This window comes from Bifidobacterium sp. UTCIF-1, from assembly GCF_006408915.1.
Taxonomy (GTDB): Bacteria; Actinomycetota; Actinomycetes; order Actinomycetales; family Bifidobacteriaceae; genus Bifidobacterium; species Bifidobacterium reuteri.
The window spans coordinates 1-17,447 of sequence record NZ_JFAG01000003.1 but is presented as its reverse complement, the minus strand read 5'-3'; the positions used below and the strand labels follow the sequence as shown (position 1 = coordinate 17,447).

Here is a 17,447-nt window from a genome sequence, read left to right as displayed (position 1 = left end):
GTGATGAATATGTTGAATACAGGCAATGAATGGTACCGGCGTATCGCACAAAGCAATAGGGAATTTCCGATTCCTGACCGAGTCGATGGCAGCCGGGGCCGGCAAAAAGCCATGCTGGAGAATGGGCCCGAACGCAATCAGGTCTGGATGCTGAGGGATCGTTCTCATCTCGTCGAATATGCAGTGGTTCTTGCGGTCGGTTCAGACTGCCGGACTCTCATGGTGACGGCTATGAGCAACGATACGCGTCTGCAGACCGATGATTCCATGGTGCTCGCAGATACGCCTCTGGGTATGCCGATGCTTATATGGCCGAAGCTGACAATCGAAGTCCCCGTAAGACTGCTCGATGTCCCGTTGGGTGAGCTTGGCGAGGTGTGTATCAGGAAATCATTGCGGTACGAGGCATCGGATATCGAAGGAGTTGCTGCAGGAAGATACAGCTCAGTCGATTATCACCGTGCGATTGCCGCTTTTCGTAACAGAGTGAAGGTATTCGCCCAGTGGCATAAGCTGTGCGCGCAGCTTCCAGAACTTCCGGCTGCTAAAAGTCCCGATCGTCTTGAGCGAGACGATTCCACGGGGAAACTACTGGACGCTCTCATTGATGTCCTTGGTATGGAACCATATGATGCGGTTCCATATGCCAAGCATGATAAGGAACTGTCCGATGGGCAGAAGAGACAACTGGCGCAAGCCGGTGTAGACGAGCGTGTGCTCAACTATGAGACTGAACTGCCTCGAGACCTTCTTATCGAAGTTGAACAGCCCCGGTGGCGTCATCGTGCCGAAAGAACGATTGCGGCGGGTGAGGACGACTGCCGTATGCGTCTGGCGAGGAAGGCCAAACGCAATGAGTTTGCCTTGGCGGCTCGTGCGAACAGACAGGGGCGGGAATACTGGCGCCTGGTACTTCAATCCTGCGTATCGGAAAAGGGGGAGTGAATATGAATATTCCGGTTGCATCCACGACGGACATTCTTCGTGAGCAGGTTTCCCAGATGCATTCTGCCATCAAGCGCCGTATACCGAATTTCGAATTGGTGCTGATGAGTCGTGACCCAATCAAGGCTATCGAGCTTCTTGCTGGTGATGTGCTGACCGTGCATATTGTCGAGAGCCATGATTCACGGTTTTTCAACGGTCTTTCCGTCGGTGAAAAACGAGAAGAGGCTCATGGGTTGTATGAAAAACATGTTGGAGGACCCGATTGCATTCGAATCGCGTATAACAAAGAAACCCGTCGAATGTGCTTCACGCTATTCCATGAAATTGGGCATTATCTTCAGAAGAACGACCGACTATTGGCGAAGAATATTGTCGAATACAGGCAATGGGAATCTTTTGAAGAGAAAGCCTGCGACGCTTTTGCGGCTCAATGTCTGATTCCGGATGATCTTCTCGAACGATGCTTCGGGACAGGCGTCTGGTCTTTGGATGCTGGGAAGCTGTCGTATCTTTACTACAATTCCATGGCTTCGCGTCGGGTGGTTGCCCGTCGTGTTCATGATTTGGGGATACTCGGTGAGCGGGATTATATCGGCTTTACGAATAACACATACTCCGAATATGCAGGCACCGTTCCATCCAGCGTAGTGCGATTCCCCCCTGACGCCGTGAAGGCCGGTGACCGTGATGTCGACCGTTTCGGAAAGGCGCGATGGGAGCGAATCGCCTTGGACAGAATTCAGGAGGATGCAAGCCAGTACCGTGAATGGGATGTTCTCTCGGACGAATTGCTCAGCCGCTATGAAGGGGCTGACAATCCTTCATATATCAGCATCTCGGAAGCATTTGATCATTCTTCGGTTGAGCAAGTACACGAAAGAAAAAGGAATTATTTCATCGTCGTATGCCGATGAAATAAGGGACGATTGCGATTCATTCCGCTGCGTAATCGTGCTCGTTGATTTCCTGTCAGGCAATGCATGAGTTTGAATAAGGGGATGAAATGGACGCTAATAATATGGAAGAGACTGCTGAACATGTAATGAACTCTGATGAATTGACGCCGCTGATTGCTCAGTATGTGGTGAACGTCAGAGAGAGAACCGGCTCATATTATGGGTGGCGAACGATATCGGAGGCTCTTGTGGGAGAATCGCCGGCATCGGTCAGCAATCCGCTGCCGGATATTGACGGTTACGGGTTCTTGGCTGGCTTATGCACCAGGGATGAGGTCTCAAACATGATCTTCGAACTTGAGGCGAAGGATGTGGTGCGCGTCGGTAAAGATACCCGGATTCGTCCGGGGGCCAATATCCGGGAATTGCTGCCGGATTATCGGGGGTGGTTTCCGAGGCCTCTCCGTGCTGCTGAACGATATGCCGAATCTCATGGCCACGGTGAAGACCGGAAGGAGTCCGGTTGCGCGGTATCGTGGTCAGGGCTGCGGGCCGTGCCTGCTACCGATCAGGAGATTGACGACATGCGTACGATCATCGAATTCGTCAATGAGGAGATGCGTGTCATCGGACATGGTTACGGGAAAGGCAACACCATCAAAGCTCTTCGCGGAGAAAGAAGGAAAGATGTGGTGGCTGCAGGTCTTATTGATCTGGACGGCTACGGCAGCCTTAAAGGGTGTGAGTATCGCTATATCCGAAGATTGTTGCAGACGCTGATCGAGGCAAAAGTGTTGAGATATGGGAAATACAGCACCATCATGCCGTCGAAAGAGCGGGATGTGGCGATTGTGCCCGATTGCCTCGATTGGGTTGTGGATGAGCGGGAATTCAATCAGCGCATGGACGAGAGAGCGGATGCGATTGCGAGGGGTGGGCGGTAGGCGCCGCGCTCGTGCGGCCTCGATGCGGCTTGCGGTGGATGCCAGTGGATAAGTCTGTGGATGACACGCGGACCGTGAATCGTTACGGTAATCACACAGTTGTAGTTTCGGCAGAATATCGCCAAAAACACTACAGTTAGTTCGACTCGCCTTCTTGGAGTACTAGATATAGGGGTGGGGTTGCCGTATTGTGTTATAGGTTCAAGAAAACGACATCCATGTAATTTTGATTGGCCCTGCGTAAGCTCGGCCAAAAACAGAGTCGAAAGGGGTTCGCGATGGGCGTGCAGATGATGGATGAGGCCGTCGCCAGGCACGGGGCTCAAGGTGCCGTCAGGGACGGTGTGGTGCTCGTGGAGAAGCGTGACGGTCGCGTGGTCGATTTCGACCCGATCAACATCATCTCCGCAGTCAAGTCCGCCTTCAAGGATTTGGACAAGGAAGTCGGCCCGGAAGAGGAGGCCATGATCCGCGGCTTCGCCAATCAGGTGGAGGGCGAGATCAAGGAACGTTACGCAGGGCCCGCCAAGATCGAGGACATCCAGAACCTCGTGGAGCACGCGCTGATCAGCGCCCATCTGTACGATGTGGCTCGCGCATACACCAACTACCGTCTGGACAAGGACATCCAGCGCGCCAAGGCCACCGATGTGAACGAGGCCGTGGCCCGTTTCATCAACCATGACCCGACGCTGATCCACGAGAACGCGAACAAGGATTCCAACGTCTACGCCACCCAGCGCGACCTGCTGGCGGGCGCCGTCTCCAAGGCGGCCGCGTTCAACATGCTGCCCCCGGCCGTCTCCAACGCCCACATGAAGGGCGACATCCACTTCCACGACGCCGATTACTCTCCGTTCACCGCCCAGTCGAACTGCTCCCTGCCCAACTTCTGGGACATGCTCGCCAACGGCTTCACCTTGGGCAACGCCCCGATGGCCTCACCGAAGTCCATCGCCATCGCAGCTACCCAGATCACCCAGATCATGAAGGACGTGGCCTCCAGCCAGTACGGCGGCCAGACCGCCAACCGCGCCGACGAGCACCTGGCCCAGTACGCCCGCAAGGACTACGAGAAGTTCCTCGAGGAGGCCCGCGAGACCATCCCTGACGGCATGCCGGTGGAATTCGCCCGTCGCCAGGTCGAGAACGCCAAGAAGAACGAGCCGGCCAAGCTGCACTTCGGCAACCGTGCCCCGCTGCCGATGGACACGCCGTTCCACACGGATGTCGACGAGCTCGAGCAGGAGCGCGAGATCCTCGCCAAGATCCGCACCCGCAAGGCCATCTACGACGCCATGCAGACCATGGAGTACCAGATCAACTCCAACCGTGTCTCTAACGGCCAGACCCCGTTCGTCACGGTCGGCTTCGGCCTCGGCACCGACTGGTTCTCCCGCGAGATCCAGCGCGCGATCCTGCTCAACCGCATTCGCGGTCTCGGCAAGGAGCACCACACCGCCATCTTCCCGAAGCTCGTGTTCACCATCAAGCACGGTGTGAACGCCGACCCCGACGACCCGAACTACGACCTCAAGCAGCTCGCGCTCGAATCCGCCACCAAGCGCATGTACCCGGACGTGGTCTTCTACGAGAACATCGTCAAGATCACCGGCTCCTTCAAGGCCCCGATGGGCTGCCGTTCCTTCCTGCAGGGCTGGATCAACCCGGAGACCGGCAAGGACGAAGAGGACGGCCGCATGAACCTCGGCGTGGTCACCGTCAACGTGCCGCGCATCGCCATCGAGTCCCACGGTGACAAGGCCCGCTTCTGGAAGCTGTTCAACGAGCGTATGGAAGTGGCCCACCAGGCATTGCAGTTCCGCATCATGCGCTGCAAGGAGGCCACCCCGGTCAACGCCCCCACGCTGTTCCGCTTCGGCGCCTTCGGCCGCCTTGGCGCCAACGACAACGTGGACCAGCTCTTCAAGAACGAGCGCGCCACTGTGTCGCTGGGCTACATCGGCCTCGCCGAGACCACCGCGGTCTTCTATGGCAAGAACTGGATTCGCGACCACGGTTGGGATCCGGAAGGCAAGGAGTTTGCGCTGTCCATCGTCAAGCGCATGAACGAGCTGTGCAAGCAGTGGAGCAAGGCCGAAGGCTATCATTACTCCGTCTACTCCACGCCGGCCGAGTCCCTGACCGACCGGTTCAACCGCATGGACCGTGAGAAGTTCGGTCGCATCGAGGGTGTGACCGACCACGACTTCTACACCAACTCGTTCCACTACCCGGTGTGGCTCCAGCCCACCCCGATGGAGAAGCTCAACTACGAGAAGGACTTCCCGTACTACGCCTCCGGCGGTTTCATCAACTACTGCGAGTACCCGTGCCTGCAGGACAACCCGAAGGCACTCGAGGCCGTGTGGGATTACGCCTACAACATCGGTATCGGCTACCTTGGCACCAACACCCCGATCGACCACTGCTTCGTGTGTGGCTTCCAAGGTGACTTCGAGCCCACCGAAGAGGGCTTCAAGTGCCCTGAGTGCGGCAACTCCGACCCGGATAAGTGCAACGTCACCAAGCGCACCTGCGGCTACCTCGGCAGCCCGGTCCAGCGCCCGATGGTGCACGGCCGTCATGAGGAGATCGCCCACCGCGTCAAGCACATGAGCGGCGAGACCGGTCGCGTGACGCTGAACGACGGCACCACCCGCGAGTGGTTCGAAGAGGCCAAGTGATCCGTCGTGATTTCGCGCCCGGGGAGACCGGGCGCGGCCCGTCCGTGCCGTCCCATGGGCTCGCCAACGATCCGAAGGCGGGCCAATGGGACGGCCGTCGCATGTCCAAGCGCATGATCGCCGACTACAAGACCTTCATCGTCACCGACGGCGAGGGCGTACGTAACTCGCTGTATGTTTCGGGCTGCCCGTTCCATTGTGTCGACTGCTTCAACGCCTCCATCTGGGATTTCCGCGCCGGCCACGAATACACGCCCAAGCTCGAGGACAAGATTATCGATGATCTCAAAGCGCCTTGGGTGCAGGGCATCACATTCCTCGGCGGCGAGCCCATGCTCAACACGCCTGTGCTGGTGCCGCTCGCGCAGCGCATCCGCCGTGAATTCGGCCACACCAAGGACATCTGGTGCTGGACCGGCTACACATGGGAGGAGCTGATGCGCCCGGGGGAGACCCCGGACAAGCTTGAGCTGCTCCACCTCATCGACATTCTGGTGGACGGCCGTTATCTCAAGGACCAGAAGAACTCGCTGCTGCAGTTCCGCGGCTCCGCGAACCAGCGCATCCTCGACGTACCCAAATCCTTTGAAGCCGGCAAGCCGGTCATCTGGGCCAAGCTCCACGATCAGGAGCGCGACATCCCGGAGATCTATCTGAAGGACCGCGAAGCCGGCGAGGGCGCCCAGGCCTCCTGACGATGGCGCGTCCATGGCGCATCATCAGCGTTAAGCCGCTTGGCAGATGATTAACGGGATTGGGTCTGCAGTGCCCACTTCCATGCGGGAATGACCTGTATGTCTCCGCTGCTGGTATGAATAACGTCGTTCTCACGTAGCGTGATGATGATGCCGTTCACGCCGGGCATGCGTTTCATGGTTTCCTCGAGTCCTCGAATTTCACGTACCTTGGTTTTGGGGGTGGTCATATCCGCTGTGACTTGGATGGCGGAATACGGCTCGATGCCGAGTGCATCGCCGATGAGGAAATCCACTTTCTCCTGTTTGGCCGTAGGCATGGTCAACGAGGTGATGGAATCAGTGCGCCTTCCCGCCTGACGTCGGCGCAGCTCCAGATAGACGGTGGTCTCCAGACGCTTGCCTACATCCTGTTGGTTCGCGCGTGAGACCGCGTATGCCAGACCGGGGTCTTCGGCGTAGATTTTCGGCACAGTGGTTGTATTGGGCTTGAGTGATGTAGTGTATTCGTTGAGTTCATAGCAGAGAAACGCTTGCTCCATCAGATCGAGGATGCGCCGGGCCTTGTTCCAGTAGAGTCTGTATCCGACTTGTTCCAGCTGTGCGGTGAGTTTGTTGACAGCGAGTTCGCATGCGGTGTTGCGTAACACGAACAGTGCGATTTGATTGGCCAGAGCGATTTCCCCACGGCCCAGCTGCTCGGCCACGTCTCTGGCCACAACGTCACGCATATAGCTTTGCAACATATCAATACGTCCGGCATTGGGCAGTGTCTGCACGCCTGGGAAGCCGCCTTCTGTGAGATAACGGTCGAATGCCGACTCCATGGCCGTGACGGTTTGTGCAGAGAAGGCGTTGTCGCTGTCGCTTGGTGCGTCGAGTCCGTGGAAATCGCAGTATTCGCGGAATGAGAGGGGCAGTACTTCATGCGAGTACGATCGTCCTCGGAATTGTGTGGCGATTTGTTCGCTGGACAGTTTGGATGACGAGCCGGTGATGACTAAGGTTACTCGTTCGTGCTCGGCGAGTCGCTGGCAACATCCCTGCCAGTGCTCGGTTTCCTGCACTTCGTCCAGGAACAGGAACGCGCCTTGTTCGCGTGCGGTTGGGCATTGCCTCCAATATTCCGTAACCACTTGATTGAGTGCATCGGGTGGCATGGGCTGGAGTCGTTCGTCGGCGAAGTTGAAATAGAGGATGCGTTCACGTGTTGTTCCTGCGTCCATTAGGTCATTGATGAGTTGGAAGAGGTGAAATGTTTTGCCGCTACGGCGCATTCCGGTGAGGATATGCACGAGATTGAACATCGCGGGCTCTGGTAATTCGTCGATAACCGGATGCCTTTTCACGGGGCGTGGAAACTGGTATTCCAGCGCTTCGCGCACGAGTGCAGGATAGTCGGGTGTGGAGTATTGTACGGTTGCTGCCATGATGCCGGACCTTTCCACCAGTGCACGGGCTTCATAAATGATTTATGAAGATGATATCATAATTTCATAAATGATTTATGAAGTTAGCTCTTCTTTGCTGTGTTGCGCGATTGGCGATTGCGACCGGCGGGTGTTAGCGGGCGGGCTTGGTCTCTCCAGGGTCTGACAAAACCGGTCAACGCTACGGTTTGTTCGTGGACGTATCGACAGCCATAGTTGTCTGAAAACAGGTAGATCGAGGCAACGTACTTTCATATGTTTGGCGGTGGGGATAAGGGGGTGATGACGGTCAGCGCCCAACGGCTCGCTGTTATGCGTCACATCGGCGCGAACTGTAGTGTTACCTGCTTTCCGTGAGCGAAATCACCCGGGCTGTGGGCCAGTTGGGCAGGTGGTCAGACTAAGCTGACCCGAAGAAGTAGCCGGGCGAAGCCGTCCGCAGTGCACCTGCCAGCCGTCCCGTGGCGGTTCCATGGTGCCCTGTGGGGAGGGTGATTCCGGAGGACCAACGTAAGAGGAAACATGGTTGATACCGTATCGAACGCGACCGCAGGCGCAGCATCGGCGCCTGCGACGAACGCATCGAAGGGCGCCAAGCCGCTGCGTGTAGGATTGGATATCGGCTCCACCACCGTCAAGGCCGTGGTGCTCGACCAATCCGATTCTCTGAGCGAGACCCTGTTCTCCGATTACCGGCGACATCATGCCAACGTGCGCGCCACCGTGGCGGGTCTTCTGGTGGACATCCACAAGAAACTCGAGGAGCTCGGCCGTGGCGACGAGCCGATCCGCCTCGCCATCACCGGCTCCGGCGGCCTCGCGCTCGCCGACAACATGCACGTGCCGTTCATTCAGGAGGTCATCGCCGAAACCGAGGCGATCGACAAGGAATACCCGCAGGCGGACGTCATCATCGAGCTCGGCGGCGAGGACGCCAAGATCACGTACCTGAAGCCCACGCCCGAACAGCGCATGAACGGCTCGTGCGCGGGCGGCACCGGCGCATTCATCGACCAGATGTCCACCCTGCTCGACACCGATGCTGCCGGCCTCAACGAGATGGCCAAGAGCTACGAGAACCTGTATCCGATCGCATCCCGTTGCGGTGTGTTCGCCAAAACCGACCTCCAGCCGCTCATCAACGACGGCGCCGCCAAGCCCGACCTCGCCGCATCCATCTTCACCGCCGTGGCCACGCAGACCATCGCCGGCCTCGCTTCCGGACGCCCGATTCACGGCACCGTGATCTTCCTCGGCGGCCCGCTGTTCTTCATGTCCGAGCTTCGCGCGGCATTCCAGCGTGCGCTCGAAGGCAAGGTGGACGAGTTCATCGTGCCCACCAACGCCCACCTGTATGTGGCATATGGCGCGGCACTCCAGGCCGATACCGACTCCGACGATGAAGGCCATCATTTCGAGGCACATTCCTGCGCGGATATCCTCGAACGTCTTGAAGACCTGAAGAACCTGCCGTCCAATACGCCCACGATGCCGCCGCTGTTCCCCACCGAGGCCGACCGTGAGGCGTTCAACCAGCGCCATCACCGCGAGCACATCCACATCGGCACGCTCGAAGGCGCGCACGGCCCCCACTTCCTCGGTATCGACGCCGGATCGACCACCATCAAGGCCACGCTCGTCAACGACGATCGCGAAATCGTATGGTCGAGCTACGCCAACAACGAGGGCAGCCCGCTGACGGCCGCCATCAACATCGTCAAGCAGATCCAGTCCGAACTGCCTAAGGAAGCTTGGATCGCACGCTCCTGCGCCACCGGCTACGGCGAGGGGCTGATCACCACAGGCCTTCATCTGGACGAGGGCGTGGTCGAGACCATGGCCCACTACCGCGGTGCCGAAATGGTGAGCCCCGGCGTCACCGCCGTCATCGACATCGGCGGCCAGGACATGAAATACCTGGCCATCACCGACGGCGTCATCGACTCGATCGCCGTCAACGAGGCCTGCTCGTCCGGCTGCGGTTCGTTCCTGCAGACCTTCGCCATGTCCATGGGCCTGACCATCCAGGAGTTCACGCAGAAGGCGCTCGCCTCCACGCATCCGGTGGACCTGGGCTCCCGTTGCACCGTGTTCATGAACTCCTCCGTCAAACAGGCGCAGAAGGAAGGCGCCTCCATCGAGGACATCGCCGCCGGCCTGTGCTACTCCGTGGTGCGCAACGCGCTGTACAAGGTCATCAAGCTGCGTGACTCCGGCGAGCTTGGAGATACCGTCGTGGTCCAGGGCGGTACGTTCCTCAACGACGCCGTGCTGCGCGCATTCGAGCTGCTCACCGAACGCGAGGTCACCCGTCCGAACATCGCAGGCCTCATGGGCGCATACGGTGCGGCACTGACCGCCCGCATGCACTACCAGGACGTAGCGGACGACAATCACGATCATGTTCTGGCCGACGGCACCTCCGCCGAAGCCTCAGAAGCCGCGGAAAGTACCGACATGGCCGGCGTGGACACGACCAATGCGGCCGCGGTCGCCGAAGGCCACGACAACGAGGTGGTCATCGACGGCGTGCACCATACAGTCAGCTCCATCCTGACCGGCGACGCGCTCGACAACATGTCCATGACCACCGAGCGTGACGTATGCAAGCTGTGCCAGAACCATTGCAAACTCACCATCACCACGTTCTCCGATGGTTCGCGCTTCGTGACGGGCAACCGATGCGAACGAGGCGGCGACGCCAAGAAGAAGCGCTCCGACCGTCCGAACCTCTACGACTACAAGTACAAGCGTTGCTTCGCCTACCGCAGGCTCACCGACAAGAAGGCCACCCGTGGCGAGATAGGCATCCCGCGCGCGCTCAACATGTACGAGAACTACCCGTTCTGGTTCACGCTGCTCACCTCACTCGGCTTCAAGGTGATGATCTCCGGCCGCAGCTCCCATGAACTGTTCGAGACGGGCATCGAATCCATCGCCTCCGAGAACATCTGCTACCCTGCCAAGCTCGTGCACGGCCACATCAAGTGGCTGCTCAACAAGGGCATCAAGACCATCTTCTACCCGTGCGTCTCGTACGAGGAGAATCTTGTACCCAACACGGACAACCACTACAATTGCCCGGTCGTGGCCAACTACCCGCTCGTGGTCGGCGCGAACATGCCCGAACTGCGCGACCCGGGCGTGCGCTACATGCACCCGTACTTCAACCTCGCCAACCACGAGCTCATGGTCGACCGCATCGTCGAGGAGTTCGCCTGGGCCAATGTGACCCGCGAGGAGGCCGAGACCGCCGTCAAGGCAGCCTACGCCGAGGACAAGGTCTTCAAGCATGACGTGCAGCAGGAGGGTCTCGCCGCGCTCGCCTACATGAAGGAGCACGGCTGCCGTGGCATCGTGCTCGCCGGCCGCCCGTACCACATCGACCCCGAAATCAACCATGGCATCCCCGAGACCATCTGCTCGCTCGGCATGGTGGTGCTGTCTGAGGATTCCATCTGCGAACTGCAGCCGGGGGAGAAGCTCAACCTCACCGAATTCCTGGCCGAGGGCGAGAAGGACCCACGCTCCAAGAACGCCGCCGGGTTCCGGCACGTCGGCGACCGCACAGTCACCAGGATGCCGTTGCGCGTGACCAACCAGTGGGCCTACCACTCCCGCCTGTACGCGGCGGCGCACTTCGTGGCCTCCTATCCGGGACTCGAGCTCGTGCAGCTCAACTCCTTCGGCTGCGGCCTCGACGCCATCACCACCGACCAGGTCGCCGAGATCCTCGCCGACAAGGCCGACGTGTACACGCTGCTCAAGATCGACGAGGTCTCCAACCTTGGCGCGGCGAAGATTCGTCTGCGTTCGCTCAAGGCCGCCGTCGAGGAGCGCGAGGCCAACAAGGCTCGCGAGGAGGCCAAGGCCAAGGCTCAGGCTCAGGCTCAGGTGGCGGGCGATAGCGAATCCGCTGAAGATCAGGCCGCGGCGCAGGCTCGTGAGGAGGCCAAGGCCAAGGCCGAAGCCGATTTGGCCGCGGCAAAGGCGGCGCTCGCCGAAGCGCAAGCCGCAGTGGAGGCCGCGGAAGCCAAAGTCAAAGCCGAACAGTCCCAGTCGACGAGTGCTGGACAGAACGGACAGAACGATGGACAGCCGATTGGACCCAAGCCGATGGGCTTCCGCAAGACCGGTTCCAAGGCACCCACTGCCGGTCGGCAGGTGCTGCTCGATACCACCATGGCCGCCAACCCGAAGCTCACCAAAGCTATGCGAGAGGCCTCCAAGAAGGCCGCCCAGCGCGATATCGCGGCTGCGGCGAACAATCGCAATGTGCTTGCCGGCTCGAACGGCACCGTTGACCAGCCGGCAGCCAAGAACGGCAAGTCCAAGAAGTCGGCGCACAACAACGCCACGATGAGCCGTTATGCCCACCGTCAGAAGTTCCTCAAGAACATGAAGAAGGACTACACCATCGTCGCTCCGCAGATGAGCCCGATTCACCTGTCGCTGGTGGAGGCGGTCATCCGTTCCGGCGGCTATAAGTTCGACGTGCTCAAGCACGCCAGCCGCAGCGACGTGGAGACCGGCTTGAAGTACGTCAACAACGACGCCTGCTACCCGGCTATCATGGTCATCGGCCAGCTCATCGACGCGATCCTCGAAGGCAAGTACGATCCGGACCATGTGGCGCTCGCCATCACCCAGACCGGCGGCATGTGCCGTGCCACTAACTATTTCGGCCTCATCCGCAAGGCCCTGATCGACGCGGGTTACCCGCAGATTCCGATCATCGCCATCTCCACGCAGGGCCTCGAGGACAATCCCGGCTTCAAGGCCACCGTGCCGATGCTGCATCGTGCCGTCAAGGCGCTGATTCTCGGCGACCTGCTCATGAAGTGCCTGTACCGTGTGCGCCCGTACGAGGTGGAGAAGGGGTCGGCCGACAAGCTCTACGAGCAGTGGGATGTGATCGTGCGCGAGACCCTCGAACATCACGGGTATTCCAAGACCGCGGCCAAGACCCCATGGCTCAAGAAGGGTTGGCTGCCGTACGGCACGCTCGCCAAGGAGATCGTGAAGTCCTTTGACGCCCTGCCGCTGAAGGACATCCCGCGCAAGGTGCGTGTCGGCGTGGTGGGCGAGATTCTGGTCAAGTATCAGCCGGACGCGAACAACCATGTGGTCGACGTCATCGAATCGCAGGACTGCGAGGCCGTGGTGCCCGGCATCATGGAGTTCATGACCACCAAGCCGTACATCACCGACTGGAACGAGCACAACCTCGGCATGGGCGGCAACCAGTTCGCCTACGCCGTCATGCGTTGGGGTCTCGATCGGTACTTCGCGCCGATCAACGCGGCTTTGGACCTTTCGCACGGCAAGTTCCGCCGCGACGAGCCGATGCCCGAGCTCGTCAAGAAGGCGGCCGAGGTCACGTCCATCGGCGTGCAGGCCGGCGAAGGCTGGCTGCTCACGGCCGAAATCCTCGAGCTCATCGAACAGGGATGCCCGAACGTGATCTGCGCGCAGCCGTTCGCCTGCCTGCCCAACCACGTGACCGGCCGCGGCATGTTCGGCAAGATTCGCCGCCTGCACCCGGAAGCCAACATCGTCTCCATCGACTACGATCCTGGCGCCTCCGAGGCCAACCAGCTCAACCGCATCAAGCTTATGATCGCGGCGGCCAAAAAGGCCCATAACGCCAAGTTCTCCGATGCCGGTGAACCGCAGGGGTTCACCGCGGCGGACTGATTCGCTTCATAACAGGTAATGCCGTAACGCCCGCTATCGGTTTTTCGTATAGCCGATGGCGGGCATTCGGGCGCGGCTCCAAGCATGCTCGCATACCATACCAATCATGGTTACTCCCAGAATTAGTTATGCGCATTTGCTCGCCAAGCCGAACCCCAAGCATGTCGACAGCCTGCTGAAGTTCTTCGAAAGCGGCCGTTCCCAGCGTGGCACTGGCGGCTTTGGCGTCGAGATAGAGCATCTTCCGGTGCATAACAGCGACGATACCGCCGTGACCTATTACGAGACGAATGGCATCGAGGCCCTGCTCAAACGCCTTGCCCCGTATTACGACGAGGAGAAGGAGTACTGGGAGAACGGCCACTTGGTAGGCCTGTCCCGTCCCGGAGTGGCTGTTTCTCTTGAACCGGGCGGTCAGGTTGAGACCTCCATCGGCATTCTGAAGAAGCCCAGCGACCTGAATGCCCTGTACTCGAAGTTCCGCCGCGAGGTCGATCCGATTCTTAAGGATTTGGATTTCCGTCTGGTCAACTATGGATATCAGCCGAAGTCCAGCTTCGCGGATGTGCCGGTGAACCCCAAGGATCGCTATGACGCGATGACCGACTATCTCGGCCGCGTCGGTCAGTTCGGCCCGTGCATGATGCGCTGCTCCGCCTCCACACAGGTCAGCATCGATTACGTGGACGAGCACGACGCCATCGAGAAGATGCGTCTGGGCACGGTGGTCGGTCCGATTCTGGCATACTTCTTCCGCAACACCCCGTATTTCGAAGGCGAGACGAATCCGTGGCCGCTGCTGCGCCAGCGCATGTGGGATTATCTCGACTTCCAGCGCACCAATGTGATTCCCGGTCTGTTCGACCCGAGGTTCGGTTGGGAGGATTACGCCGTGGATGTGCTCTCCACGCCGCTCATGTTCGCCGACCTGACCCACACCCCTGAGGCTGTGGCTTCCGGCGCGAGCCCCAAGGAACTGCATCGTCCGGCATTCCGTGAGAACGCGGGGGATGTGTACCCGGACCGCGAGCTCAATCCGTACGAGATCAACCACATCATCTCCACGCATTTCAACGATGTCCGTCTGAAGAACTTCGTGGAGCTGCGCCACTGGGATTCGCTGCCCATCGAGCGTGCGGAACGGCTGACCGAGATCGTGGCCTCCCTGTTCTATGTGCCCGAGAATCGTGAACGTCTGGAAAGCTACTTCGACGGCATCACCGAAGAGGAGGTCTTCGAGGCCAAGGCCAACATCCAGGCCCACGGCCGTCAGGCATCCCCGTACGGTCAGCCGCTGGAATTCTGGAAGGAGTTCCTAGGCCTCGAGGGTCTGCTCTCCGACATTCCCGGCGACCCGAAGCATCCCGACGTGTTCCAGGAGTAACCCGAGTCGTCTTGAAACCGTCAGATGGTGCGGCGGCCCTTGTGAGAGGGCGCCGCACCATCTTTTTTGCCTTCCGGCGTGTGGACCGGAAGATCGGAATGCCGGAGGGCTTGCGTGTGCTTCGCGCCATAGCGGTGGCGTGTGTAGCGCGCATGGATTGGACTGGCATGTTTGGCCTTGGCTTTGGGCTTGATGCAAAGACTGATATCGTCATTGTCCTTCACTTGCCGGTATATCGAGTGCATATTCGATATACTGGCTTTCATGAGCATGGTGAAGCAGAAACGAGTGCGTAAAAGCCCGGAGGAACGGCGCGCGGAGATTGCGCAGGCCGCAGTGCGTCTGGTGGGGGAGAAGGGCTACTATGGCACGTCCCTGAAGGATGTGGCCGACGCCGTGGGCATGAGCCAGCCCGGACTGCTCCATTACATCGGCAATAAGGAAGGCCTGCTGTCGATGCTCATCACCGATAACTACGACGTATTCGGTACGCCGGACGACTTCATGGCATCAGGCCTGCCCGGCAGCGACCCGGATCGTCTATTGTTCCCCGCTTATCTGCGTTATCTGGTGCGCTACAACGCGCAGCGGCGCGAGCTGGTGGCGCTATACATCGCTCTGGAGGCTGAGGCGTTGGGGCCTGACCATCCGTTGCATGAGTATTTCGACGGACGCCCGCAGGAAGTCTGGGAGCATTACTCACGCTATCAGTGGTGCATTCCGCCCCAGATGGGTTCGTGGGAGGATTCCATGAAATCGCTGGTGCGTCGGTGCATCGAGGCCATGGACGGCGTGCAGCTGCGCTGGATGCGCAATCCGCCGGTGGATCTGTACGACGAATGGCTGGCGTTCGAGGAGCTGCTTTTCCCCTCGCCGATGTGGGATAACTACCGGTAGGCAGAGTGTGGGCCGGCCTCGGGTCGCAGTCGATACGAGGCCGGTCTCGGGCCTTGACCGAAGCTGATTCAGGGGAATGCGGCTAACTCCGGTCTAACAAATCATAGATATCGTGATTGCGACACGCCGATGTGCCGTATGTAAGCGAAGAAACGTTGATTGTCCGCCGATTTGAATAACGAATAACCGTTAGATAATGATTTGACGGAAAGGTGCGGCCGGGAGTATTCTCAATGTTATCTAACGGACGTTAGGTATGTCAGGGAAGACAAATCAACAAGGTAAGGTTCAAAGATGAGTGATGCAATGACCGCCTCCGCCGAAGAGCGTTTTGCGGCATACAATGCGAACATCGCCGCGGCCGGCAAGGATCCGTCGCTGTCCCCCGAGACCGGCAGGCAGATGGACAAGGCCATGCTGTTCCGCTTTGGCGCGGGCTTCCTGGTCTTCGGTCTGCTGTGGATGAGCGGTCTGGCCATCGTGTCGGCCGTGTTGCTCACCAAGCATCTGCAGAACATCTTCGGTCCGGATGTCGAGGGCCTGACCGGTGTGATTAACGCCTGCACCGCCGTGGCCTCGCTGGTCTCCAACCTGCTGTTCGGTACCCTGTCCGACCGATCCCGCTCCAAGTGGGGACGCCGTACGCCGTTCATTGTGCTGGGCGCGGTGCTCGGCGGCGTCACCCTGTTCCTCACCGGCATGGTGTCGAACGCCGTGGCCATCACCATCATCTACTGCCTGTGCATGTTCGGCCTCAACGCCATGATCGCGCCGCTGGTGGCCATGATCTCCGACCGCATCCCGATGAACGTGCGCGGTACTATGTCCGCCTTCTTCGGCGCCGGCCAGACCTGCGGCGCCCCGATTGGCACCCTCATCGGCTCCGCCTTCATCCTGAATCCGTTCCCGGGCTTCATCCTCGCCGGCGTGCTCATGTTCCTCGGCGGCATCGTCGCCGTGCTCATCGTGCCGAAGGAATCCTCCGCCGACTTCCTGCCCAAGGACGAAGGCAAGGTCACCGATGTGCTCCGCAGCTTCATCCCGCCGAAGTTCTCCACCGCCCACGACTTCTACAAAGCGTTCGCCGGCCGTCTGTGCATGCTGCTGAGCTACCAAATGATCACTGTCTACCAGCTGCTCATCTTCCAGAAGTACATCGGTCTCGACGACACGGCCGCCGGTGCCGCCATGGCCACCATGTCCGTGATCACCATGGTCGTCTCGCTGGGCGGTTCCGTGGTCGCCGGCCCGATCTCCGACGTCATCGGCCGCCGCAAGCTGCCCGTCATCGCTGCCTCCGTGCTGTTCGCTATCGGCATGGCCATGCCGTGGATCATGCCGACCACCATGGGCATGTTCCTGTACGCCGGCATCGCCGGCCTTGGCTACGGCGTCTACTCCTCCGTGGACCAGGCCCTCAACGTGGACGTGCTGCCGAACAAGGAGGAGGCAGGCAAGGACCTCGGCGTGCTCAACCTCGCCACCACGCTCGGCCAGATGCTCGGCCCGGTGCTCATGTCCGTAATCACCGTGACCCTCGGCTACGCCGCCGCCTTCCCGATCTCCATCGTGTTCGCGCTGCTCGGCTGCGTATTCATCATGATGATCAAGGGCGTCAAGTAAGCGATTCCTACGCACGCCGATTACGCGCCGCCGGCCGGCCGCCAGCAGCTGTACGCCAGCCATAGCCGTACAGTTCGACGTCACAGGCGTGCGGGCCGTCTTCCTCCTCCTTGCGGCCCGTGCGGCACCTTCCTCCTCCCCCTATCAGTTACGATGTGCCGGGCCGGTCCGATTCAGGACAGTCCGGCATCATCGTTTCCGGAGCATTCGCTTCAGGCCGTCGCATGACTTATCGACGGCCTGACA

At 59.7% G+C, this 17,447-nt stretch carries 11 protein-coding genes; 9 read left to right on the top strand and 2 right to left on the bottom strand.

The window, feature by feature from the left end:
• Window positions 1-3 precede the first annotated feature (3 nt).
• The 5 genes from BW09_RS01880 to nrdG all read left to right on the top strand — a co-directional run bounded on the left by BW09_RS01880 (window position 4) and on the right by nrdG (window position 6,170).
• Window positions 4-945, top strand: a complete 942-nt coding sequence (locus BW09_RS01880; protein ID WP_140462711.1) for a hypothetical protein — start codon at window positions 4-6, stop codon at window positions 943-945.
• Between the two features lie 2 nt (window positions 946-947).
• A complete protein-coding gene (locus BW09_RS01875) occupies window positions 948-1,862 on the top strand; it encodes an ImmA/IrrE family metallo-endopeptidase (RefSeq protein ID WP_140462712.1) in 915 nt (304 codons plus the stop codon).
• A gap of 104 nt (window positions 1,863-1,966) precedes the next feature.
• Window positions 1,967-2,788 (top strand): RQC domain-containing protein, encoded by an 822-nt coding sequence (locus BW09_RS01870; protein ID WP_219846511.1) that lies wholly within the window; start codon window positions 1,967-1,969, stop codon window positions 2,786-2,788.
• A gap of 290 nt (window positions 2,789-3,078) precedes the next feature.
• Window positions 3,079-5,475 carry an anaerobic ribonucleoside-triphosphate reductase gene (gene nrdD, locus BW09_RS01865; RefSeq protein WP_375137539.1) on the top strand — a complete coding sequence of 799 codons (2,397 nt, stop codon included), beginning with the start codon at window positions 3,079-3,081 and terminating at the stop codon, window positions 5,473-5,475.
• A complete protein-coding gene (gene nrdG, locus BW09_RS01860; RefSeq protein WP_258184933.1) occupies window positions 5,472-6,170 on the top strand; it encodes an anaerobic ribonucleoside-triphosphate reductase activating protein in 699 nt (232 codons plus the stop codon). Before nrdD ends, nrdG begins: the two co-directional genes overlap by 4 nt.
• A gap of 50 nt (window positions 6,171-6,220) precedes the next feature.
• Here nrdG and BW09_RS01855 read toward each other — a convergent pair whose 3' ends face one another.
• A complete protein-coding gene (locus tag BW09_RS01855) occupies window positions 6,221-7,600 on the bottom strand; it encodes an ATP-binding protein (RefSeq protein ID WP_140462716.1) in 1,380 nt (459 codons plus the stop codon).
• Between the two features lie 522 nt (window positions 7,601-8,122).
• On the opposite strand from BW09_RS01855, the gene BW09_RS01850 reads away from it, so the two are divergent.
• Both BW09_RS01850 and BW09_RS01845 read left to right on the top strand, forming a co-directional pair.
• Window positions 8,123-13,297 (top strand): acyl-CoA dehydratase activase-related protein, encoded by a 5,175-nt coding sequence (locus BW09_RS01850; protein WP_258184932.1) that lies wholly within the window; start codon window positions 8,123-8,125, stop codon window positions 13,295-13,297.
• 106 nt (window positions 13,298-13,403) lie between these two features.
• Window positions 13,404-14,681 (top strand): glutamate-cysteine ligase family protein, encoded by a 1,278-nt coding sequence (locus tag BW09_RS01845; RefSeq protein ID WP_044089739.1) that lies wholly within the window; start codon window positions 13,404-13,406, stop codon window positions 14,679-14,681.
• Window positions 14,682-14,701: 20 nt separating this feature from the next.
• On the opposite strand, the gene BW09_RS01840 is transcribed toward BW09_RS01845, so the two are convergent.
• Entirely contained in the window at window positions 14,702-14,926 is a 225-nt protein-coding gene (locus BW09_RS01840; protein ID WP_044089740.1) for a hypothetical protein, read from the bottom strand.
• Window positions 14,927-14,945: 19 nt separating this feature from the next.
• On the opposite strand from BW09_RS01840, the gene BW09_RS01835 reads away from it, so the two are divergent.
• Complete coding sequence (locus BW09_RS01835; protein WP_081886683.1) at window positions 14,946-15,578, top strand: TetR/AcrR family transcriptional regulator; 633 nt, start codon at window positions 14,946-14,948, stop codon at window positions 15,576-15,578.
• Between the two features lie 294 nt (window positions 15,579-15,872).
• Window positions 15,873-17,201 (top strand): MFS transporter, encoded by a 1,329-nt coding sequence (locus tag BW09_RS01830; protein WP_044089742.1) that lies wholly within the window; start codon window positions 15,873-15,875, stop codon window positions 17,199-17,201.
• Window positions 17,202-17,447: the final 246 nt, after the last annotated feature.